We start from the raw sequence: 22,948 nt of genomic DNA on the forward strand, positions 1-22,948 counted from the left end.
AGGTTCCGGCATGATGTACTGGCGCTGTTTTATGGGTGTATTAAACCGAGAAATGCTGAAATTTTGGCAGCAACGTTCTCGGCTGTTAAGTGCCTTAGTTCGCCCCTTGTTATGGCTATTTGTGTTTGCCGCGGGGTTTCGTTCGGCATTAGGGCTTTCTATGATACCGCCTTACGAAACTTACATTTTGTATGAGGAATACATTGTACCAGGGTTAGCCGCCATGATTGTGTTGTTTAACAGTATGCAAAGCTCGCTATCTATGGTTTACGACCGAGAAATGGGCAGTATGAAGGTACTACTAATGAGCCCAGTCCCCCGTTCATTTCTGCTTTGTAGTAAATTGGTGGCCAACACACTGGTTTCAGCAATACAGGTTTATTTATTCTTTTGCTTTGCTTTACTTGTTGACGTGCAATTACCCTTAATGGGTTATATCTACGCGCTTCCTATCATTGCATTACTGTCTATTTTTCTTGGCTCGCTGGGCTTATTGCTGGCGAATTCCATTAAACAATTAGAGAACTTTGCTGGTGTGATGAACTTCGTTATCTTTCCAATGTTTTTCCTTTCAAGTGCGCTTTATCCATTGTGGAAAATGCAAGAAGCAAGCGAATGGCTGTATCAAGTGTGCGCCTTTAATCCTTTTACCAGTGGCGTTGAGCTACTCCGCTTTGGGTTGTATGAAAAGCTTGCAGCAAAAGAGCTAGTGATTGTACTTGTGCTCACTCTAATTACCTTTACCTTCGCCGTAAGAAGCTTTAGGCCAAAACCTGCTGCTAGCTTTTCAATTAACAGCGCTGGAAACAAGGGGGCTGGAAATAAGAGCCATGGGAAAAAACAGCGCATAAAAGCAAACTAACAAGGGCGCCCATGACAAACGTAACATTAGCACCTCACCGCAACTTACACGAAGTAGTCGCCGATTGCGTAATATGGCTTTGCTCACCCACCGATATACACCCCACCATTGAAAACATGCCACATAGCACTCAAGTATTCATTCAGCAGATATTTAACGATGAAGAGTTTGTAGGCTCGCAAGGCCAAAAAGTGTTACTTCACCGGCCTGTAGAGACCGCGGCAAAACGATGGCTTATATGGGGAGTGGGTAATTTAGAAGAAAATATCAGCCTTAGTTTTGATCATCCTTCAGCTTCTCACGGCACACGTAAGCTATTTGTTGATATGTTTAAGCACGCGCTGTCGTTAAAGGCGGCAACAATCACTTTGGTACTGCCTTGGAGAACGACTTACAGTGCTATCAGCCACACTACTTCCCTCACTATGCAAAGCGCAAGCAAACAGAGAGAACTGGGTATAGCGCTGGTTCGCCAGCTATTGCGAGCTTTTCATTTTTGTTGCTATCAATTTAAAGGATATAAATCTTCCCCTCACTTGTTATCTAACGTAATGCCTAGCTTAAACATACAAGTATCGTCAACAGACGTGGCAGCTAACCTAGTTTTAGATAAGGCGTTAAATGAAGCTTCAGTCGAAGCACTTAATGGAGACTCTGCGCTAGCATCGGACAATACCTCAGATGCACTACTGGCCTGCGTTAATTATGAGGCCGCACTAGCAAATGGTATGGGCTTAGCGCGAGATTTGTCTCACATGCCAGCGAATTTATGTACCCCAGTTTATTTGGCCGACCAAGCGACAATACTCGCAGATGCGTATTCTAAAATTACTACCGAGATTATTAACCAAGATACATTGGAAGCACTAGGTATGAATGCCTATTTGGCGGTAAATCGCGCATCGGCATTTCCTGCTTCTATGCCGGTAATTCGTTATTCAGGAAATGGCGCTACGCAAAGCAATGACGCCAAAAATACCAAGCCGGTAGTCTTAATAGGGAAAGGTGTAACATTTGATTCGGGCGGCACTACCTTAAAAAGAGGAGGAGATATGCACCACATGATTTACGACATGGCAGGTGCAGCGTGCGTACTTGGAGTAATAAAAGCGGTTGCAGAACTCGGCTTAAACATTAACATTATTGGAATATTGGCTACCGCTGAAAACAGTATTGGCGGTAATGCATACCGGCCCGGCGATATTATTACTACCCACTCAAAACAAACTGTTGAAGTTATAAGCACAGATGCTGAAGGGCGCATGCTAATGTGCGATGCACTAAGTTACAGTGAGCGTTTCGCCCCCCACTCTGTCATAGATATAGCAACCCTAACCGGTGCTGCTATAACGGCGTTAGGGCACAAGTGCAGCTGCGTAATGAGTAATTCCCGCCCACTAGAACAAGCACTAATTAAGGCTGGTGAACACGCCCAAGATCCAATTTGGCCATTTCCATTATGGCCCGAATATCAAGACGCTATAGCCTCTTCTCATGCCGATATGACAAACGCAGGGAAAAACTCACCAGGTATGATTACCGCAGGCTGCTTTTTGTCCCGCTTCGCTAAGCGTTTTCCTTGGGCTCATATGGATGTGGCTGGTACCGCATTTAAATATGGTACTGCCAATTCGGCTACCGGCCGCCCTATTCCCTTACTGGTGGGCTATTTGCAACGCCTGGCCACTGCCCAAAAATCATCATGATTCATGGTAATTCTCCTCCTTTAGAAGGATATCTGTTAACAGATAATCAACATATACTCATATTGAACTCACCCAAAAAGACAGAGGAAATGACGATGTGGACTAAACCTCAATACACTGAAATGCGCCTAGGTTTTGAAGTAACGCTATATATCAGCAACCGTTAGACCTAAGCCATCGTGATAAGTAATCAAAAGGCTGCTATTGCAGCCTTTTTCAAATACCCAAGGAGTAGTTATGCAGGTATTGATTCTTGGCGCAGGCGCAGGCGGCGGGTTCCCTCAATGGAATTGTCATTGCGAAAATTGCAAAGGCGCACGTCAGCACACTATTAAAACAACCCCCCGCACCCAATCGAGCATTGCGGTTAGTGTCGACGGGAGTAAATGGGTATTAATTAATGCCTCTCCCGATTTACGGGAACAAATAAATAGTCATCCTCAGCTTTGGCCTGAAGAGCACGTTGCCCGTGGCACACGTATTTCATCTATAGTGCTCACCGATAGCCAAATAGACCATACCACCGGCTTACTTACACTAAGAGAAGGGTTACCGCTTCCTGTGTACTGTACCGATGTAGTAAACGAAGATTTAACCACCAGCTTTCCCTTATTTACCGTGCTTAAACACTGGCACGGCGGCCTTCAGCAACGCTCCATTAGTACTGACTTTCACCATACGTTTGTGCCCGAAGGCGCAGATGGGCTTTTATTCCAACCTGTAGTATTAGAGTCGAACGCGCCGCCCTATTCTACTTATCGCGATAACATTGTTCCGGGCAATAATATTGGCCTTAAAATTACCGATACTCAAACAGGTCACGTACTTTTTTATGCGCCAGGGTGTATGCAAGCCAACGACACCGTGAAGCAGGTTATGGCCGACGCTGAATGCGTGCTTTTCGATGGCACCTTATGGGTGAATGAAGAAATGATTGACCATGGCTTTAGCCAAAAGCTCGGTACGCAGATGGGGCACATGCCAGTAAATGGCGAAAATGGTGCCATTGCGCTGCTTAACCGCTTTAATGTTAAGCGCAAAGTCCTTATTCACATTAATAACACTAACCCCGTGCTGAATGAAGATTCATCAGCCTTTCATGCATTGCAAGAGCAGAATATTGAGCTGGCTTACGATGGCATGCAAATAGAGGTGTAACATGTTGAAACCTGCATGGACAAAAGAAGAATTCGAACAGCAATTACGCGCAAAAGGTGCGTATTACCATATCCATCATCCCTTCCATAAACGTATGAATGCAGGGCATTGCAGTAAAGAAGAAATACAAGGCTGGGTGGCAAACAGGCTGTATTATCAAATGGCTATTCCAGTTAAAGATGCCGCCATATTAGCAAACTGTGAAGATCAAGAAGTAAGACGCACCTGGATTCAGAGGCTTATCGACCATGATGGCCGGGAAGGTGATACCAGTTTAGGCGGTATTGAAGCATGGCTCCGTCTAGGGGAAGCGGTAGGGCTTAACCGCGATGAATTACTTAATGAATTTCACATATTGCCCGGCGTAAAATTCGCGGTAAATGCCTATGTAAATTTTGCACGCCGCGCATCGTGGCAAGAAGCCGCTTGTTCATCACTTACCGAAATGTTTGCGCCTGAAATACACCAAAGCCGTCTTGATACCTGGCCCACTCACTACACGTGGATAAACCAAGAAGGGTTTACCTATTTTCAAATGCGTTTAGGGCAAGCAAGGCGCGATGTAGAACACGGCCTTCAAATAACGCTCGACCACTTTGTTACCCGCAATCAACAAGAGCGTGCTTTGAACATTCTTCAATTTAAAATAGATATTCTGTGGAGCATTGCCGATGCTATTTGTTTCGCTTATGAATATGGCAGAAAACCTTTCGATGGCATTGCCAATCAACAGGTTTGCCATACAGGGAGATTCTAATGACAAACAAATCTAACACGCCGTCTATGAACCCTTTGTTTCGCTTACAATACGAAAAAGTACAAGATGGGTATGTGCTTCTATTTCCTGAGGGCATGATTAAGCTAAACCCTTCGGCGTCAGAAATCTTAACCCTTGTTGATGGTGTGCGCTCTACAGATGACATTGCAGCAGCGCTTAGAAAGGCCTTTCCCGATGCACCTGAGGATTTAGAAGAAGACGTAACCGTATTTTTGCAACACGCTGAAGAAAAAAAGTGGGTGGTGTATGACTAACCACGCAACGCACGCTACCATGGCTTCACAACCTACCAAAGCCACTACTCCACCTTTATGGCTACTCGCTGAGTTAACCTACCAATGCCCGCTCCATTGCCCCTATTGTTCTAACCCCGTGAATATGGAAGAAACCTTTAACGAGCTCACTACGTCTCAGTGGAAGAAGGTGTTTAAGGAAGCCAGGGAAATGGGTGCGGTTCAGTTAGGCTTTTCCGGTGGTGAACCCTTGTTGCGCAAAGATTTAGAAGAGTTAGTCGCCTATGCCCGCGAACTTGGCTTTTACACCAACTTGATCACCTCCGGCATTGGCATGACGGAAAAGCGCATTGCCAGATTAAAAGACGCAGGGCTTGATCATATACAGCTTAGCTTTCAATCAGCCAATGCTGAAGTTAACGACCTTATTGGTCATAAGCGCCACTCGTTCAAACAAAAACTGAATATTGCCAAGTTAGTTAAAGCCTACAACTACCCTATGGTGCTGAATTTTTGTATTACCGCCCAAAACATTCATGAAATTGAAGAAGTCATGGCGCTTAGCACTGAACTTAAGGCCGATTTTGTAGAACTTGCGACGGTTCAATATTATGGTTGGGCGTATGAAAACCGTGAGCACTTACTACCTACACAAAGCCAGCTAGAAGAAGCTGAGCAGGCCATTAACCGGTATAGAGACCAGCAATGTGGCGGCCCTAAATTTATGTTTGTCACACCCGATTACTACGAGAATAGGCCAAAGGCGTGTATGAATGGATGGGGAACTACTTTTTTAACGGTAACCCCAGATGGCAGTGCGCTTCCTTGTCACAGTGCCAAAATTCTACCTCTTACCTTTCCTAACGTGAAAGACTCATCGGTACAGCATATCTGGGAACATGATTTTAGTTTTAATCACTTTAGAGGCGATGACTGGATGCCCTCGCCATGCAAGACCTGTGATGAAAAAGACAAGGATTTTGGCGGTTGTCGTTGCCAAGCCTTTTTGCTGACCGGGGATATGCACAAAACCGATCCGGTTTGCGATAAGTCACCCGATCACCATTTGATGAAAACTATTACCGATAAAGCCGGGCAACCGGCAAGCTCTACCTTAAAATTTCGCACAGTGAAAAATGCTATCCCTGTAAAGATGATACAAGACGTGACCGCTTGAGCGCTTTTTGATGATTAACATCCGGTATGTGTCACGCAATGCTCAAAGGCCTGAAGGTGGCTCAAGTAGCTCAAGTCACATAATCAGCGCAGGTAGTACTCGGTTTCATGACAGTTCTGGCAATGGCACTAATACAGGCATTGCGGCGAATCCAAATAAGATGGGCAATCTAGAATGCAGAAAATCACCATTCACGGGTGTATTTGTTGTCGATACGCCAGCACATGATCACTCAGGCGTATCTCATCTGGCTGAACACATGTGTTTTCGTGGGTCGCCTTACTACCCTGCCGACCATGAGCTTTTTGTAGCAAATGCTTTGCTACCCTTGTCGATAAACGCGACGACCTACTCAGGCTGTACGTATTTTTATGTGCAATCTTATAATCAAGCGCTTTTTATCAGTGCGATTCAATACCTGTATAGCGGCCTAGTGAATACCCATTACGAAAAGAGTAAATTTGAAGCAGAGCGAAGTGGCGTTCTCGTTAATGAACTCACGCTGCTTGAACGCAATATCGATTATTTGAATAACATGGCCATACGCCGATGTGATACCAGTACCATGGCTTACAAACATGCCGGAGGGTTTTCTGATTCGGTATTAAAAATTGGTTTTGACGACCTCATTGATTATAAGAAGAGATGGTATGACGGTGAACACATCACCCTTTTAGTCAGTGGTGCAGATACTGACGGCGATGAAATCATCTCATTAAGTAGACAGGCTATAGCAGAAATTAATGCCAAAGGCTGTAATACAAAGTTATGTGATGCTATGCCTCTTAATGAGGCCGCTGAAGTGCCCGCAAGTACTTTGAAACGAAATACCTCAGTTCCTGTTTGCCACATGAGACGTCACCTTACGAATAATCATCAAGTGAAGCCTATCGAAAACGATGTGTCTACGTGGTGGGTGCCACAGGAATTTACTTACGACTTACTTGATGTCGAACACCAGATTAAAAGCAGGTTTATTGCTTTAGGCCACTTCTTTATTGATGATGAAGTAAACCATGCAGGCATGATTGCTCTTCGATTTGTGCATAATACCAAGACCAGTACTCAAGCGCGTACAGATACGCATAAAAAAGTGGTGTCGGTATTAACTGAGTTCAACGTAGAAGCCAAACCTCGTTTATTTACAGACAATAAATTACCCCAAGCAGTACAGCAACTTATTCGAGATTATCAACAGCAAGCGAATTCTCGGTATAGCGAACCACACTCGCCTTTAAAAACAAGACCGTTTGCCGATTACCTTGATAATGTGCATGTCTGCCGAACAGGTAAGCATGAGACGTATGACAAAAGTAAGCGCGCAGACAGACCCATAAAAAATAATTGGGTTTCTACAACAGAGGTTGCCGTTGAGTTAAAAGGCAAAAAAAGCGCGCAACTTGCGGCCGACTATTCCTCGCTATTATCACTAGAAAACTTACCAGCATTACCTAAATTACTGCATAAGATCGCCGAAACGCCTGTTAAGGCGGCACAAAATTCTGAGGAACGGTTTCAAAGTATTGGCAATAACTGGGTATACAGGGTTGATGCCCAATTCCATCGCCATCTTATAGTAATCATGACTAGCGCCTCATTTTGGCAACCTCGTACTAACGGAGAATGTTATGCACTAGGGGTAGCGCGTTTTCATGAGCATATCTTTATTTATGGGGCGCAAGATAGGCAGGCGTCGCTCCGCGAAGTTTGGTGTAAAAACACGCTCACCCAAAATGACCTTAATACTGGTATAAGTAAAAGCCCTACTTAATAAAAATTCGTTACTTGGGATTTTCATGTAGTACCAATTTACGAGCTTTCCTCCCTCTTTAGGAGGATATTTTTCGGGACCCACCTACACGATACTGATTGCATACTCGTTCATAGAAGAATCAGGAACATGCTAATAAAACACACAACGCCTTTAGCTTACGCACTCATCGCTTCAAGCGTGTCTCTAGCGCTTTGCAGTAACGCCTCCGCCAATACTAAAACAGACAGTCTGCTAGCAAACAACGATGTAGAAGTAATAGAAATCCATGGAGCAACCACACTACAAACCGGGAGTGATGCAGCGCCAATTTTTGGAACCGTTCAATCGCTGTCTCAAGAGGAGATAGAAGCAAGTGTAAGTCGCTCTTTGCCAGAACTCTTGAAAGCACAACTTGCCAGCGTGAATTTAAATGATGCACAAAACAACCCCTTTCAACCCGATTTACAATACCGAGGTTTCACCGCGTCGCCATTGTTAGGCTTGCCTCAGGGAATTTCGGTATACCTAAATGGTGGCAGAATTAACGAGGCGTTTGGCGATACTGTAAATTGGGATCTAATGCCCCTTGATGCTATCGATACAGTGTCACTTTATTCCGGCTCGAACCCGTTATTCGGTCAAAATACACTTGGGGGCGCACTGGCATTAAATACGAAAACAGGCTTTTCCTTCGATGCCAACGAGGTAGATGCCACCGTAGGGCAATATGGCCAGTCTGCGCTGTCGATAGAATCAGGTGGGAACAATGGTAACTGGGGCTATTACATTAATGCCAATCATTATGAAGAAGATGGATGGCGTGATTACTCGCCTTCAGAGGTAAACCAAGTATTCAGTGCAGTGTCTTATCAAGACAGTAAACGACGAATAGATTTTAACTACTTGTATGCCGATAGTGAGCTATTGGGCAATGGGGCTTCACCGATTGAGTTGTTAGAAATTGAAGGTCGTGAAGCGGTTTATACCCACCCGGATCAAACCAATAATGAGCTACATCACTTTAGCCTTTCAGGCGAATTGCAGCTAAGTGCCAATCACCTACTCTCGTTCAACGCTTTTTATCGCGACAATGAAACCACCACCATAAACGGAGATGACAGCGACTTTGGCGCCTGTCAATTTACAGATGGCCGCATCACCTTGTGTGAACTGGAAGATGATGACGATGATGATGGCCTTGATGACGATGATGACGACGATTTTGAAGAGGATGATGACGAACTAGCCACCGTTGGCGTTGATGTAGAAGCCGTTACTTTCATTGGATACGATGAAGATACTGCGCTATCTGACATTTCAGATGTATCTCCTGATGAGATAGACGGCACTTACAACACTGGATTATCAAGTTCAGAAGCCTTTGGGGTTTCTTCCCAGCTTGCCAGCAATTATGAATTATTAGGCAAACCATCGGTACTGGTAATTGGCGCTACCTACAATAAAGGTGATATCAACTATTCTGCCGATACCACCTTTGGCATATTAGAAAATGACACGGCAAGCGACTCCCGAACTGTCATTCCACTTCAAGGGCTCCAATCTGCTGAAGCACGAGTTAGGCTTGATGTAGACACCTCGGCGTGGTCCTTACTCTTTGTTAATACTACCCAGCTTACAGACAAAGTATCACTCAACATAGGGGGCCGGTTCAATCGCGACCATGTACTAATGGAAGATTTAAGCGAAGACGGTGATGACTCTCTTGATGGCGATCATAGATTTACCCAGTTCAACCCTGCCATAGGGCTAGATATTGCGCTTAGTGATACGTCGCAGTTAAACCTAGCGTTTAGCCAGTCATCTAGAACACCAAGCCCTGCGGAATTAAGCTGTGCAGACGAAGATGATCCATGCCGCCTACCTAATGGTTTTGTTGCAGATCCGCCGTTAGATCAAGTCGTCACACAAACCATTGAAGCAAACTATGCCGCGACCTTTAACAACATCGACATGATGCTAAATGTTTACCGTAGTGAGAGTGAAGATGACATCATTTTTCAGCAGGCAGGCTCGGTGGCATCCAGAGGCTACTTTATTAACATTGATGCCACCCGTAGACAGGGCGTTGAGTTCAGCATTAGCTCATTTTGGAAAAAGCTGAATTATCGATTTAATTATAATTATTTAGACGCGACTTTTGAGTCTTCCTTTACTTCTTTCAGCCCATTCAATCCGTTAGGAGCAAATAGACAAGTTGAGGCAGGTGATACCATTCCTGGGCAACCAAAGCACAATATCAAATTTTACCTAGACTACGCGTTTAGCCAACAAACCACCTTGGGTGCAGAAATCATTTCAGCCTCTAGCCAATACTTCCGTGGTGATGAAGCCAATGAAAATGACACCTTAGATAGCTATGTTGTTACTAATCTTTATTTAAACCATCAGTTTAATCACACATTTAGTGCCCAATTACGGGTGAACAATGTATTCGATAAAGAGTATGAAACCTTCGGCACTTACGGCGAAGCTGATGAAGTATTAGAAGATATCTATCCCGATGTGGAAAGCCCCCTATTTGTAGGTCCAGCGCAACCTAGAATGGTAAGTTTAAATGTGAAAGCTAAATTTTAATTTGGCGCAGCTTTAAATTAAAAATATAAACCAAAAATATAAATTAGGCGCCATGCGCCTAATTTTTCTTAGTCCTAAAGAACGAGGCTAACAAGCCTTACGTCCAATGGTTCAAAAGCTATATAAATCTATTATCAATTTTACTGACACCCGAAACTTAAATTAGGGCACATGAGAAAAATAAATTCTCATTATTAAAAAACACCACTCACACTGGGACAGTAAAATGAAAAATAAATTGCTTGTTAAATCATATTTATCTATCGCTATTTTAAGTACGTTAAGTTTGAACAGCTACGCAGAAGAAGAAAACTACTCTTGGAATATCTCTGGCTGGATTAATGAAGGATTAACGTATTACGATGATGGCATTGGAAGTGATGTCGCTCAACTTTCAGATAATGGCACCACACTTGGCAGCCGCATTACCCTTTCTGGTGATTACAAATTAGAAGAGCACGGATTAGATGTGGGTTTCGAAGTCATTATTGAGCCGCTTTCAGGTACACCTAACTATTCAGGCGGTGGCCACCAAACTCCCCTTCTGTTCGCAAACCAAGATAATTTAGATACCTTCAATGGCGGCGATATTGGGCTTCTAGGTAGTAGCCTTCACATTGGTGGGGATTGGGGGAAAGTCACCATCGGCTTACAAAGCTTACCGACCGATAATATTGCTGTACTTGCCGATCCCTCTGGCACTATTTGGTCTGGCATTTCGCCATTATTCCGCGCTAATGGATTCTTCATTCGCGGCATTGACGAAGGTACGACTAATGTTGCCTGGGGTCAGTTTGCACAATGCTTAGCCACACCTGGGCTCGGTATCGGCCTTGACTGTAATGGGATTTACCGGAACGGCGTACGTTATGACTTGCCTAAAATGGGTAATTTTAGCGTGGCAGTTGGCTATGCCAATGATGAAATATACGACATCGCGGTTAAGTACTCAGCCGAACATGGCGGGTTTAAAACAAACCTACATGGTGGCTATTCAGTGAATAAAGACGGCGGCACTAATGTAGGCGGCGACGGCTCATCAACCTTACAATTTCAAACCGGCGTAATGCACCTTGAATCTGGTATTTTCGGTGTAGCTACCTATCAAATGGAAGAAACTGATGATGCGATCATCGGCTCAGGGGATGACACAGATGCCTATTACTTTAAAGCTGGTGTTCGCAAGCAATATAACGCCTTTGGCGACTCCGCTTTTTACGCAGAATACGCAAGCTATAACGACCAATACGGTATGGCCCATCTAGACGGTGTAGTGGGCTCTGAACTTAATCAATGGGGGATTGCGGCAGAGCAGTATTTTGGCTCTCGTTTTCTAATTTATGCAAAGTATGAAAATTTAAGTCTCAGCGTCAGTGGCTCTGAAGCAGCACAGTCACTTTATGATAATGCAGAAGATCTTACGCTTATTCAGTTAGGTGGCACCATTTTCTTCTAACTCTCAACTCAAATAGGGAGCAATTCTGCTCCTTATTTAGATGTTTTTTAAGAGTAAGTAATTTTAAACGAAGCTTATATTTACTTGGTACTAAGTTATGACGAGATTAATGTTAAGAATTCAAGTAACTATTATCGTGGTATTTTTCTCCACGCCATCATTTTCATCAGATACTATTTTATGGCGTGAAAGTGAAAATTCTTTTATCAAAATACAAGACAACAACATTGATGGAACGAAATTAAAAAAGGGCGACATCGCAGAGAGTGAATTAACCGAAAAACTAAATTCTCAACCAGTCGAGATAGATGAACAAGACATATTAAAATTTTTATCTAGTATAAAAATAATAAAAAATAAAAGTACAACTGAGCCTCTATTTACAGAGACACAACAAAACAACCTCGCGAAATATTTAAGCATAGGCCTAAAAAAAGCAAAGCCTCATCAAGATATATTATTTTCCTTGGCGAAAGAAAAAAGAACCCTAGGAGGACTAAAAAAACAAACTTACTTTATTGCAGGTAGAGTATTTTTCAACGATGGCCTACTTAATCTCATCATTGGTGAATACAATCGAATAGCAAACAGCGCCTACGAAATGGCCTACGACCCCACTAACCAAGGACTTGTTGAATACGACTTTAATTATGGTGAAAGAGTAGTATCAAAATTCCCTTTCAATGAAAAGCTAGCGTTCACTTTATCGAGTGTAACCATGAAGTCTACTAGAACTGATTGGGTCACCGTAAACGTAGCAGAGTTACATAAAACGCCAGTGTCGCCCGACATTATTAAGGAAGCATTAAAACCGCATGAAAATACGCTAATAAAAAGATTCAAAACCCTTGAAAAGCTTAGAAAAGAGGGATTAATAACTCAAGAAGAATATGAACAAAAGCGTAAAGTGCTTTTAAGCAATTTATGATGAATTTTAAGGCTTTTTTGTTATAAGACTTCGGTCGTATTTGCTTGCTCACATTGTAACTATTTTGTTAAAATCATTTTAACAAACATAGCGGTAGATTACGTATTGTGTGAGTGCATTTGGGTACTTGCTAAGCCGAGGGTAGTAATAGTATGCAAAGAATTCTTATCATTGACGATCACCCTATTTTTCGTCACGCCATGGTGACGATATTAGGCAAAAAATTTCCCGACTCTCAAACCATTGAAGCTAATTCACTCTCTGAAGCGCTTGAGGTACTCGAAGCTGATTCTGCTTTCGATCTTGTGATGCTAGATTTAAATATGCCAGAAACCTGCGGGCTCAATGGCTTACTTGAAATTCGGAATCAGCACCCTAACCTTCCTGTCGTTATCATCTCGGCGGAAACGGAAAAGCACAACATTCTGCAAACCATTTCTTATGGTGCAGTAGGATTCATATCAAAGAGTAGTAAAATAGAAGAAATTGCCACGTCAGTGGAGTCTATTTTTGAGGGTAACGTATGCCTTCCTTCTGAAATTTTACGTACATCATCGACAAGAAACCGAGTGAAAAAAGAAGACGCTATTTCTCTTGATCAAATTCGCTCGTTAACCAGAAAAGAATTAGCGGTTTTGAAATATTTAACCCAGGGTTTAGCTAATAAAGTTATCGCTTATGAGCTCAATATTTCAGAAACAACAGTGAAATCACACGTCTCATCTATTTTGAAGAAATTAGGGGCAAGCAATCGAGTCAAAGTGGTAGCTAGCGCTGCCAATATCGATTTTAATCAGTACGTATTTAACTAATACGTACACAGCATATATGTGTTGTGCCTAGCGTCCGCCACCTATGGGTTTATGCGAATAGCACTTAAGAAACAGCCGATTTAAGTGCTTGTTTCAAGCGTAGTGAATTAATCGGCTTGTGCAACAACTGTATAGTTGTCCCTTCTAATTCATTTTCTAGCGCTTTAGAATGATTGGCCGTACACAGCATAATGGGCATAGCCGGCATGGTTTGCTTAATATGCTTCGCAATTTCTAACCCGTTCTCTCCGTCATCTAAATGATAATCGACAATCAGTAAATCACACTCGTCAAAGCAGTTGTCCATCACTGCCATGCATTGTGCAAAACCTGAAAATGTAACGACTTCCACACCCCAATTTTCGAATAGCGTCTGCATGGCTATCCGCATATTGGCGTCGTTGTCGATATGCCAAATTTGTTTATCTAAAAGGTTATCAGGCAAGCTATCGTGAGATACCGCATCAAATGAAGCCTCGTGCTCAATTGCTTGAATAGATGCAAGGGGCACCGTTAAAGTAAAACAAGATCCTACCCCTTGCGTAGATATAACGTTGATATCATGCTCTAGTAGACGACTCATTTTATCAACGATATAAAGCCCAAGTCCTAAACTGTAAGAATAGTTAAAGTCATTTTCCAATCGACTAAATTCTTTGAAGATTACAGCTTGATCGGCTTGGCTTATTCCAACCCCTTGGTCGAATATACTGATGCGAAGATGGTTGCCTTTCGTCCTTGCCACAAAAAGCACTTTCCCTTTTGCACCGTATTTCATGGCATTACTTAGTAAATTACGAAGAATTCGTGACAGCAAACTTAAATCGGTATGCACAATAGCGTCTTGGAATTTATAACGAAAATTTACTTCATAGTCGTGACTGATGTGGCTGAACTCCTCAGCTAACTGCGTTAGCAATGGGACTGCATCCTCTCGCTTTTTGTCAGGTTGCACCACACCCGCGTCTAATTTCGATGTCTCAATCAGAGTACGGATTAGGCTGTTTAAGTCGGATAGTGAGTTATCTAAGGCACTTACTATTGGTTCAGCAGATGCTTGTACTTGGTCTCTTAAAGACTCATTAAATAAAATAGCCGCACTTAAAGGCTGCATTAAGTCATGACTAATGGCCGCTAAGAATTTGCTCTTTGAATTCATCGCTTCTTGCAGCGCAATATTTGCGTGATTGAGTTCTCGAGTACGCTTTTCTACATTTGACTCTAGCTGGTCTTTCGCTGCTTGTAGCTGTTGTTTACTTCTTACTTGGTGTGACACATCAGTAGCAAGAACAAAATGCCCTTCTATTTCATTCTTATCATTGAAATGGGGTAGATAGACTTTTTGTAAGAACCCAATATCACCTTTTGCGTTAGTTTCTTCACTTTGAAAACTAACCACTTCTCCTTTATTTACTCGCTCTACATAATGAATAAGACGAGGATAGACGTGTTTGAGGTGGCTTTGTTCCATCGCTACGCCGTACAAGGGTTCTTCTCCTAGCCCATACCAATCTCGATAACCCTTGTTGGTGTATAAGAAGTTTTTATCTGTGCCGATATAGGCGATAAGTGCGGGCACATTATCGGTGATCATGCGGATCCAACTTTCGTTCTGCTTCAAGGTTTCCGCATACTGATGCTGAGACGTCACATTGGTAAAAGTACACAGGGTGTTTCCGTCAGATAGCAGAGTAATTCGCCTATCGACTACCAAGTTCTCGTTGATAATTTGGGTGGTATCACCCCCGTTCTCAAGGTTTAAACCGCTCCAGTCAGAATGCATTTGCAGAGAATAAATATTCTTACAATCAAACATTGCCTGCTTCGACAAATTAGATTGGGTTATAAACGTATCGTTCCAAAAGGCAACGCCGCCCTCTTGGTTAATAAGCAAGATACCAACATCAACATTATCAATAAGACTTTGCAGCAGTTTGTTTTTCTCTTTAATTACCTGCTCATATCGGTTTGACTCATTTAACTTCACTTCAGTGATATCGTTAAACAAGATAACTTTCCCGCCCTCTTGTGTGCGACGAATAGTGAGTTGATACCACCGGCTATTAGACAGTTGATAGATAACTCGGCCTTCGGAGTCAGGGGGAAGCACACGGCGGATAATCCCTAAATGCTTGGCAAGTTGAGTAATATCATAATAATGATCACCAATCTTTGGCGTAACTGAATAGTTGTCCCAAACAGTTACAAAATGCCGATTGAAATAAACCACTGCCCCTCTACTATCGAGCAATACCATCGCTTGGTTGATACTTTCGATAGCGTCATTTAGGCGCTGCTTGAGTTGATTAGTTTCTTGATTAGCGCGTGCAATTTCAGTATTCGACTTTTCTAACTTCTGCAGCACGATTTGCAATGCTTCGGTTTTCTCGTTTACTTTTTCAGATAACTGCACGGCATGTTCAAAGGCCCGGTAACTATGGTGATTGAATCCACCTTCTTCGATACGATACATAAGCGCAGCGTTAATCTTTTCAAGCTTTTCATTTTCATCGATTTGGCGTGTGAGTTCGCGACGTAGCTTCTCTAGTTCAGTTTCCTCGTGCGCTTTATCCTCTTCAATCTCTGGGAACGCTTCATTCTTATTACGCGCTAGGTTCTCTTCATTACTTTGAGAGTCAATGGTTTGGTGCTGCTCAGTTTTTAGCAAAGTACACCCCCGTGAAGGTCTGGTTTAAATGCACCGAATGAATATGTTCGCCATAAGCATTAAACCCGCCTACATGATATTTTTGCTGCAATCGCTGAATTTCAGATTCTTTTTTGTTTTGTTCAATTTCTAAACGCCGCAAAAAGCAATCACAGGTATACACAAATTCGGCCTCTCCTAACTCCTGAGTTAGCGTTTCTAACTTGTTCTCTAGAACATCGATACAATCACCAAGTTGCACAAAGGTAAGAATAATGCCGATATCAACCGCACAGTAAAACGTTATAGCGTTGGTGGCCAAATCTACTTTTTGTATTGAGCGGATAAAATACCTATCCCCTACTAGTACCGCCAATGGGAATACTGAAAACACATCTGGGGTTAGATCAGAAGCCTTTAACCCAAGCAAACTTGCATAGTATTGCGCAGCGGGTTCGCCGTTAATCTCGTAAACCGTACGAGACTCTGGATCAGCTTTGGTTACCACCAACTTAGACACTGGCGAGTCGATATGATCGACAGAAAAAACAGAGAACGCTTTACCGGTTCCTATCAACATTAACACTGCTGCGTTTTGATGAAATTTCCCCTGATAAAAAACATAGGTGGCTTCAAGTTTTAAATCGTCACCAGCACTGCCGCCTAAATGAGGAATATTGCCGAACGCTGTGGCAAAGGTCTCTAAAAAATGTTCTTCGTGTCGGGTTAGCCCGTCTAGCACAGAAATGACAAAGTGCTGATTGGTATCGTACCGTTTATCTCGTGCCTGCAAGGTATGGCGCAATCCACTTGCAATGTCATGGGCTTCGTCAAAATTAATTTTATCTACGTTTGAAACTAACGCGGTAGCTATGGAAAAATCATGCTTTAAGAAAGCAACAACAACTAAGCTTTCGGTACAATACCCGTTTTTATTGAACTCTCCAGCACTAGTGCAACCGACCGTGGGCACATTGACAAACAGCGATGTCATATAATGCGCGACTTCATCTAAATCGAACGACGTTGAAGTATGAAAAAGTACCAGCTCTATTTCATCTAAAGTCGTTTTAGATAGAATTTCACTGGCAACGTCATGACACGCGTCTGCCGCCGCATATACCGCAGACACTGACTGACTGGCAGGCTTACTCAGCGCGGACAGGATGGAAGTTTTTGACACGTGTTGGCACCTTATTTTTCTTATATTTATCAATTTTGCATAGGTTAGGATTATCTAACGTCACTACGCATTCAAAGCACTGCACACATTCAGCATAATCAATACTGCCATCTTGTTCGATGGCATCTATACCGCATTTTTTCTGCTTACAGAGTTGGCATGGACTACCACATTCTTTACGACGCTCTAAGAGCTTAACAAAAGGGAAGCGGCCTAAAACAGCTAATCCAGCACCCAACGGGCAAAGGTAGCGACAATATACCTTGTGAATTTTTAAACTTAATCCTAATAGTAAAAGCGCATAGAGTACGAACGGCCAATAGCGTACAAAATGGAGCGTGATCGAGGTTTTAAAGGGCTCAACTTCCGCTAATTTTTCGGCCAATGTTAATGAGTAAAACGACGTTGCAACTAAGCCAACCAGCACGACATACTTAAGCTTTTGCGCATATATATGATGCTTTGGCTTTATTCGAATCTGCCTTATTTTTAACTTTTGTGCAACAATTGCCATAATTTCCTGAAGCGCGCCAAAAGGGCATAACCAGCCGCAATAAAGCCCTCGCCCTACAATAAATAGCGACACAAACACAAAGCACCACAACACAAAAATAACAGGGTCGAGCAAATAGACTTCAATAGAAAAACCATCGGCTAAATCTAGTAGCAATGTATAAATATTAACGACCGACAATTGCCCTTGCGCGTAGAAGCCTATAAAAAACAAGACAAAGAGCAATGATGCCCCTCTAACAACATGCACCATGCGCGAATATTTCATTAGCTTTCGTTGGAAACCAAAGAACAACGACAGCGCAACTAAGTAAACAAGCGTAATACTGAGTTCCAACCACCTGCTTTGCCACAACTGCTGCCAAAGCGGCACGCTAGCACGTTGTTGCGCTTCGGGGTTTTCCATGAATAGCGCGTCAGGTAATAAAAACGTGTGGTTAAACAGGTGCTCATCTTGCTCCATAAACCGAGGGCTAAAGGGCAAACTAATCGAGACCGTCATTTCTTGGTCGAGGGACAGCCCACCTTGTGATTTAATCCTAAGTACCTTTATGGTTTCAAACTCTGGCATCGGTTGCTTAAAACTAGGGTCGTAAAAGCTATAAAAATCTAAGTCTCTAGCATCAATAGTAAATGCGGATTGCGAGAGGCGAAAAAACTCTGGCGCAGTTTGAGGAATAAACTCATCACTCACGAAACTAAAGCCTTGGGTATTCATTACCAACAAGGCTACTTCGCCAGGTTTTAAGCTTTCTTGAAGCCTAAGATATTCCTCTTCCCGTAATAGGTTTTTCCCCACAATAGGTAAACTGAGAAAGCCGAAAAAGTGCTCGGAAAATAATGACTCTTGAGGGTCGGTAAAAGCATTCGCCGCGTCGATAACTTCGGTAGGAAGGTCATCTATTTCACTACGGTAAATGGTTTGTTTTTGGATATAACCGGCCGCTACTAGTTGTTCAAAGGTGAGAGTTTCAAAATAATCAGGATTAATAATGCGTGTGCTGGGCAATACAAAACCATCTAACTTAGCCCGTGCTACCGCCAATGCAGAGGTAACAATAGTATCGTTTATCACCAGTACCGACACTGTGGCTTTTGTCACACCATCAAAGTAGGTCGCATTTTTGCCCACATGGCTTTTTCCACCCACCACGAAACGTTCTTTCACATTGTGGCTTTTATATTGCGCGATAAAATCTCTTAGCGACTGCTCACCTAATCCATGCAAAAAAATGGGTTCGCTGTGTTTTTTTATAGCCAGATCGGCAAAATTACCGTGGGTGTCCAGTCCAATTAACACATTGACTGGTTTACCTGAGAAACCAATAAAGTCGACAAAGTCTTTCGATTCAAACACGTAACCCAGCAATTGCTGCAATTGATAAACCGGTATTACGTTAATGTCAGTGTGCGCATTGCCTACACGAGTAGCGGTAGGGAATAATTGGCGTACGTCTTCGGGAATGTCAGTGGCGTCGGATTGTGCGAAAACCGGCGTTACAGCGGTTACTGATAAACAGAGCAAAATACAAAGTAGTAGATACGCTTTTAGCATAACAAAATAAGGCAGCACCTAGGTGCTGCCTTCCCACTTAATTAAAAGAAACCAAGTGGATTGATGTCGTAGCTCACCAACAAGTTTTTAGTCTGTTGATAGTGGTCCATCATCATCTTATGAGTTTCACGGCCTATGCCCGATTTTTTATAACCACCAAATGCAGCATGGGCAGGATATAGGTGATAACAGTTAGTCCACACGCGTCCAGCTTCAATAGCTCGGCCTACTCTAAAGGCGATATTTGCATCTCTGCTCCATAACCCTGCGCCTAAACCAAAGCTGGTGTTGTTTGCAATTTCAATCGCTTCTTCTTCGGTTTTAAAGGTTTGCACCGCGATTACTGGGCCAAAAATTTCTTCTTGGAACACACGCATTTGGTTGTGCCCTTTCAATATGGTGGGCTGAATGTAATAGCCTTTATCTAAACCTGGTAACTGTTCTTTTTCACCACCGGTGACAACTTCAGCGCCTTCTGATTTGCCGATATCAATGTACTTAAGGATTTTATCAAATTGTTCACTAGACGCTTGCGCACCTACCATGGTCTCGGTATCAAGCGGGTTGCCACGCTTAATTTTGTGAATTTTTTCAATCACTTTATCCATGAAGGCATCGTAGATATCTTCATGAATAACCGCACGAGATGGGCAAGTACATACTTCACCTTGGTTAAAGTAACCAAGTACTAAACCTTCGGCACATTTATCAATAAATTCCGGCTCGTGATCCATAATATCGGGAAAGAAGAGGTTCGGCGACTTACCGCCTAGTTCAACCGTAGATGGAATAAGATTTTCAGCCGCGCAACGAAGAATATGCTCGCCTACTGGCGTAGAGCCAGTAAAGGCGATTTTCGCAATTCGGGTACTTGTAGCAAGCGCTTGCCCCGCTTCTGCACCAAAACCATTAACAATATTGAGCACACCTGGTGGCAGCAAGTCTTGAATAAGTTCAGCAAAAACCAAAATAGACACTGGCGTTTGTTCTGCAGGTTTTAACACCACTACGTTGCCGGTGACGATAGCCGGTGCGAGTTTCCATGCCGCCATAAGTAGTGGGAAGTTCCATGGAATGATTTGCCCTACTACACCGTATGGTTCGTGGAAGTGATAAGCCACTGTGTTCTTATCAATTTCGCCGATAGTACCTTCTTGGCTACGTATACAGCCAGCATAATAACGGAAGTGATCGGCAGCTAATGGGACGTCGGCGTTAAGTGTTTCACGCACGGCCTTACCGTTATCCCATGTTTCTGCAACCGCGAGCATTTCAAGGTTAGCTTCAATACGATCGGCTATTTTTAACAGAATGTTCGAGCGTTCAGCGACTGATGTATCCGCCCACCCTTTTTTGGCAGCATGAGCAGCATCAATAGCCAGCTCAATATCTTCTGCAGTAGAACGAGGAATTTGGGCTATATCACTGCCATCTACAGGAGACGTAGTGACAAAGTATTCGCCCTTAACTGGCGCAACCCACTCACCACCGATAAAATTACCATAACTTTCTTTGAAACTGACTACTGAACCTTCACTTCCTGGATTTGCGTAAATCATAATGACACCTTTTTTGAATGCTTAGCGCGTCAACACGCTGCTAGTTATCGCTTACTGTGTCATTTGATAATCGTACTTTTGCAGCCAATCCACCATAATGCGATAGGCCGATTTGGCTCCTACTTTAGGAGGGGAAAAGAAGTTTATGCCTTGCCAATATAACCATGTTTTGTTGCCAGCTCGGTAAATTCTGCAGGAATGGTATTTAACTTTCGCTTTATCACTGTTAGCGCGTTTGACACTGTTTTCGCAGACAGGGCTAATTCATTGGCAATATCAAATCGGGTTTTACCCATCGCCGTTGCGATGAAGATTTCAAATTCACGCTTCGTTAATTTTGCAGCAATATCGACATCAGCGTTTAACAGCTGATTAGCCAAATTAACCGCCAATGAACGTTCTATGTATTTTTGCCCTTTGGCCACCACTTTTATGGCTGATATAAGTGTATCTGGCGGGCTACTTTTACTGATATACCCCATAGCGCCGGTTTGCATTGCCCGCTGTAATATGGCGCAATCCTCAAACATACTAAAAAATATGATTTTCAAATTAGGCTGCGTGGCTAAAAAGTCAGCGGCGAGCAATAAGCCACTCTCTTTTGCAAGATTAATATCCAAAACCAAGGTGTCGACAGTATGCATTCTAAGTAAATGATGAGTTTGCTGGCCATCAGCGGCTTCTAAAACCGTATATTCAGGCAACATGGCATTTAGCAAAGCTTTATAACCTTCTCTTACTACAGCATGGTCATCCACTAGCAAGATATTCATGCAACGTTAACCTGGCGCAAATCTTCAGTGCCCTGTAATCTGAGCGACAACTGAACCCTTACACCGCCCTCTTTGTGTGATTTTACGACGCAGCTAGCGCCAATACATCTGGCTCTACTGTGCATAGATAACATACCAATACTTTCAACAGCGTTTCCGTCAAGCCCTTTGCCGTTGTCTCGAATATTGATAGTAAGTCCTTGCTGGTCTCCAGCAATATTCACCCATACTTTTGACGCATCAGCATGTTTTACCACATTGTTAATCGCCTCCTGAACAAAGCGATAAATATGAATATCTCGCTCATGCTCTTGGGCAAATTTGTTTAAATTGATAGAAACTTGCCACTGGGTTTGAGGTAGCGCTAATTCTTGTTCGAATACCAGTTTTTCAAGGGATTGCTGTAACGATACTCTGTCTAACACTAACGGATGAAGGTGGACCGTTAAGTGGCGAATGGCGTCACTAATTTGCTGACTCATGGCCTGCACTTTATGGGCAGACAACTCAAGCACACTGGGCTCATTTGAATTCACTAAAATATAGGCGTGAGCTTTAATGGTAGTAAGTAGTTGCCCTACATTATCGTGTAACTCTCTAGCAAGATAGCTCCTTTCTTGCTCCTGTAACAGCGCGAGTTTTTTATCTATTTTAACCAACTGCCTTTCTTTGCTTTGGAGTGAATCTTGTAAGCGCTGAAACTGCCCAATAACACGCTTAACTTCTTTAATATCACTGTCTTCAAAATCATTCGTTGCTTTGCCATCTACAAGTTGTTGCAAAGCATCGCCTAATTGATTTAAGGGCTTCAACCGCTGCGTTACGGCAACCTTAAGCGTAAATAGCAACACGCTTAACGTGGTAAAAAACAACGCGGCCACTAGCCAAAAAAGGTTCATGTTCTGCACCAATTCGGCAGTATTGTGCGCTCTTACTACCAAATATTGATTTTCATGGATGGGAATATAGATAGGTTGGTTGTCAGAATGATAATTAGTAGGCATTGATAACCGACCAGTAAAGCCTGATACCGATAGGTGTGGGCTTTGCTCTGCAACTGCCTTGATATCGTTAGCATTCATATTCGCTTTAAGCATCTCTTGCACTTGGTTTAGCGCACTGGATGTTTCATCGTTTATATTTTGGCGAATTTGGAAATAGACCGCGCAGGAAAAGACAATAAAACACACGATAAAGACGGCCACGATGGCACTGGATATTTTCTTAAACCCCGACATGGCAATACCATAAACACAAAAT

18 protein-coding genes are annotated in these 22,948 nt (G+C 42.9%); 12 read left to right on the forward strand and 6 right to left on the reverse strand.

From position 1 onward, the window contains the following. Window positions 1-13 precede the first annotated feature (13 nt). The 12 genes from C7Y69_RS09825 to C7Y69_RS09880 all read left to right on the forward strand — a co-directional run bounded on the left by C7Y69_RS09825 (window position 14) and on the right by C7Y69_RS09880 (window position 13,458). Window positions 14-862: an ABC transporter permease gene (locus C7Y69_RS09825; protein ID WP_126872631.1), complete on the forward strand. Its 849-nt coding sequence runs from the start codon at window positions 14-16 to the stop codon at window positions 860-862. Window positions 863-873: 11 nt separating this feature from the next. Next, window positions 874-2,568 carry a leucyl aminopeptidase gene (locus C7Y69_RS09830; protein WP_126872583.1) on the forward strand — a complete coding sequence of 565 codons (1,695 nt, stop codon included), beginning with the start codon at window positions 874-876 and terminating at the stop codon, window positions 2,566-2,568. Window positions 2,569-2,663: 95 nt separating this feature from the next. Further along, on the forward strand, window positions 2,664-2,735 hold the full coding sequence (pqqA, locus tag C7Y69_RS09835) for a pyrroloquinoline quinone precursor peptide PqqA (protein WP_073324441.1): 72 nt from the start codon (window positions 2,664-2,666) through the stop codon (window positions 2,733-2,735). A 70-nt stretch (window positions 2,736-2,805) separates the two neighbouring features. Next, window positions 2,806-3,726, forward strand: a complete 921-nt coding sequence (gene pqqB / locus C7Y69_RS09840) for a pyrroloquinoline quinone biosynthesis protein PqqB (protein ID WP_013782730.1) — start codon at window positions 2,806-2,808, stop codon at window positions 3,724-3,726. 1 nt (window position 3,727) lies between these two features. Continuing rightward, on the forward strand, window positions 3,728-4,483 hold the full coding sequence (pqqC, locus tag C7Y69_RS09845; RefSeq protein WP_013782729.1) for a pyrroloquinoline-quinone synthase PqqC: 756 nt from the start codon (window positions 3,728-3,730) through the stop codon (window positions 4,481-4,483). Next, the gene (gene pqqD, locus C7Y69_RS09850) at window positions 4,483-4,758 is read left to right on the forward strand and encodes a pyrroloquinoline quinone biosynthesis peptide chaperone PqqD (protein ID WP_126872584.1); all 276 of its coding nucleotides are present in this window, start codon (window positions 4,483-4,485) and stop codon (window positions 4,756-4,758) included. The genes pqqC and pqqD overlap by 1 nt, the downstream gene beginning before the upstream one ends. Further along, window positions 4,751-5,914 (forward strand): pyrroloquinoline quinone biosynthesis protein PqqE, encoded by a 1,164-nt coding sequence (gene pqqE / locus C7Y69_RS09855; RefSeq protein ID WP_221885329.1) that lies wholly within the window; start codon window positions 4,751-4,753, stop codon window positions 5,912-5,914. Before pqqD ends, pqqE begins: the two co-directional genes overlap by 8 nt. Window positions 5,915-5,924: 10 nt before the next feature. Beyond that, the gene (locus C7Y69_RS09860; protein ID WP_126872585.1) at window positions 5,925-7,685 is read left to right on the forward strand and encodes an insulinase family protein; all 1,761 of its coding nucleotides are present in this window, start codon (window positions 5,925-5,927) and stop codon (window positions 7,683-7,685) included. 129 nt (window positions 7,686-7,814) lie between these two features. After that, a complete protein-coding gene (locus tag C7Y69_RS09865) occupies window positions 7,815-10,262 on the forward strand; it encodes a TonB-dependent receptor (RefSeq protein WP_126872586.1) in 2,448 nt (815 codons plus the stop codon). Between the two features lie 226 nt (window positions 10,263-10,488). After that, window positions 10,489-11,718 carry a porin gene (locus C7Y69_RS09870; protein ID WP_126872587.1) on the forward strand — a complete coding sequence of 410 codons (1,230 nt, stop codon included), beginning with the start codon at window positions 10,489-10,491 and terminating at the stop codon, window positions 11,716-11,718. Window positions 11,719-11,827: 109 nt separating this feature from the next. Continuing rightward, window positions 11,828-12,646 (forward strand): SHOCT domain-containing protein, encoded by an 819-nt coding sequence (locus C7Y69_RS09875; protein WP_185864159.1) that lies wholly within the window; start codon window positions 11,828-11,830, stop codon window positions 12,644-12,646. 152 nt (window positions 12,647-12,798) lie between these two features. Then, window positions 12,799-13,458 carry a response regulator gene (locus C7Y69_RS09880; RefSeq protein WP_126872589.1) on the forward strand — a complete coding sequence of 220 codons (660 nt, stop codon included), beginning with the start codon at window positions 12,799-12,801 and terminating at the stop codon, window positions 13,456-13,458. Window positions 13,459-13,522: 64 nt separating this feature from the next. Here the strand turns inward: C7Y69_RS09880 and C7Y69_RS09885 are convergent, their stop codons facing one another. The 6 genes from C7Y69_RS09885 to C7Y69_RS09910 form a co-directional block, all read right to left on the reverse strand. Continuing rightward, window positions 13,523-16,126, reverse strand: a complete 2,604-nt coding sequence (locus tag C7Y69_RS09885) for a hybrid sensor histidine kinase/response regulator (RefSeq protein ID WP_260563493.1) — start codon at window positions 16,124-16,126, stop codon at window positions 13,523-13,525. Continuing rightward, on the reverse strand, window positions 16,113-17,288 hold the full coding sequence (gene nosP, locus C7Y69_RS09890) for a nitric oxide-sensing protein NosP (RefSeq protein ID WP_126872590.1): 1,176 nt from the start codon (window positions 17,286-17,288) through the stop codon (window positions 16,113-16,115). Before nosP ends, C7Y69_RS09885 begins: the two co-directional genes overlap by 14 nt. Then, window positions 17,254-19,356 carry a 4Fe-4S binding protein gene (locus C7Y69_RS09895; RefSeq protein ID WP_126872634.1) on the reverse strand — a complete coding sequence of 701 codons (2,103 nt, stop codon included), beginning with the start codon at window positions 19,354-19,356 and terminating at the stop codon, window positions 17,254-17,256. Before C7Y69_RS09895 ends, nosP begins: the two co-directional genes overlap by 35 nt. A 41-nt stretch (window positions 19,357-19,397) precedes the next feature. After that, on the reverse strand, window positions 19,398-20,915 hold the full coding sequence (locus C7Y69_RS09900) for an aldehyde dehydrogenase family protein (RefSeq protein WP_126872591.1): 1,518 nt from the start codon (window positions 20,913-20,915) through the stop codon (window positions 19,398-19,400). 143 nt (window positions 20,916-21,058) lie between these two features. Further along, the gene (locus tag C7Y69_RS09905) at window positions 21,059-21,688 is read right to left on the reverse strand and encodes a response regulator transcription factor (RefSeq protein ID WP_126872592.1); all 630 of its coding nucleotides are present in this window, start codon (window positions 21,686-21,688) and stop codon (window positions 21,059-21,061) included. Next, window positions 21,685-22,926: a sensor histidine kinase gene (locus C7Y69_RS09910; protein WP_126872593.1), complete on the reverse strand. Its 1,242-nt coding sequence runs from the start codon at window positions 22,924-22,926 to the stop codon at window positions 21,685-21,687. Before C7Y69_RS09910 ends, C7Y69_RS09905 begins: the two co-directional genes overlap by 4 nt. Window positions 22,927-22,948 lie beyond the last annotated feature (22 nt).

Origin of the sequence: Alteromonas sp. KS69 (assembly GCF_003989595.1) — a bacterium.
GTDB lineage: Bacteria > Pseudomonadota > Gammaproteobacteria > Enterobacterales > Alteromonadaceae > Alteromonas > Alteromonas naphthalenivorans.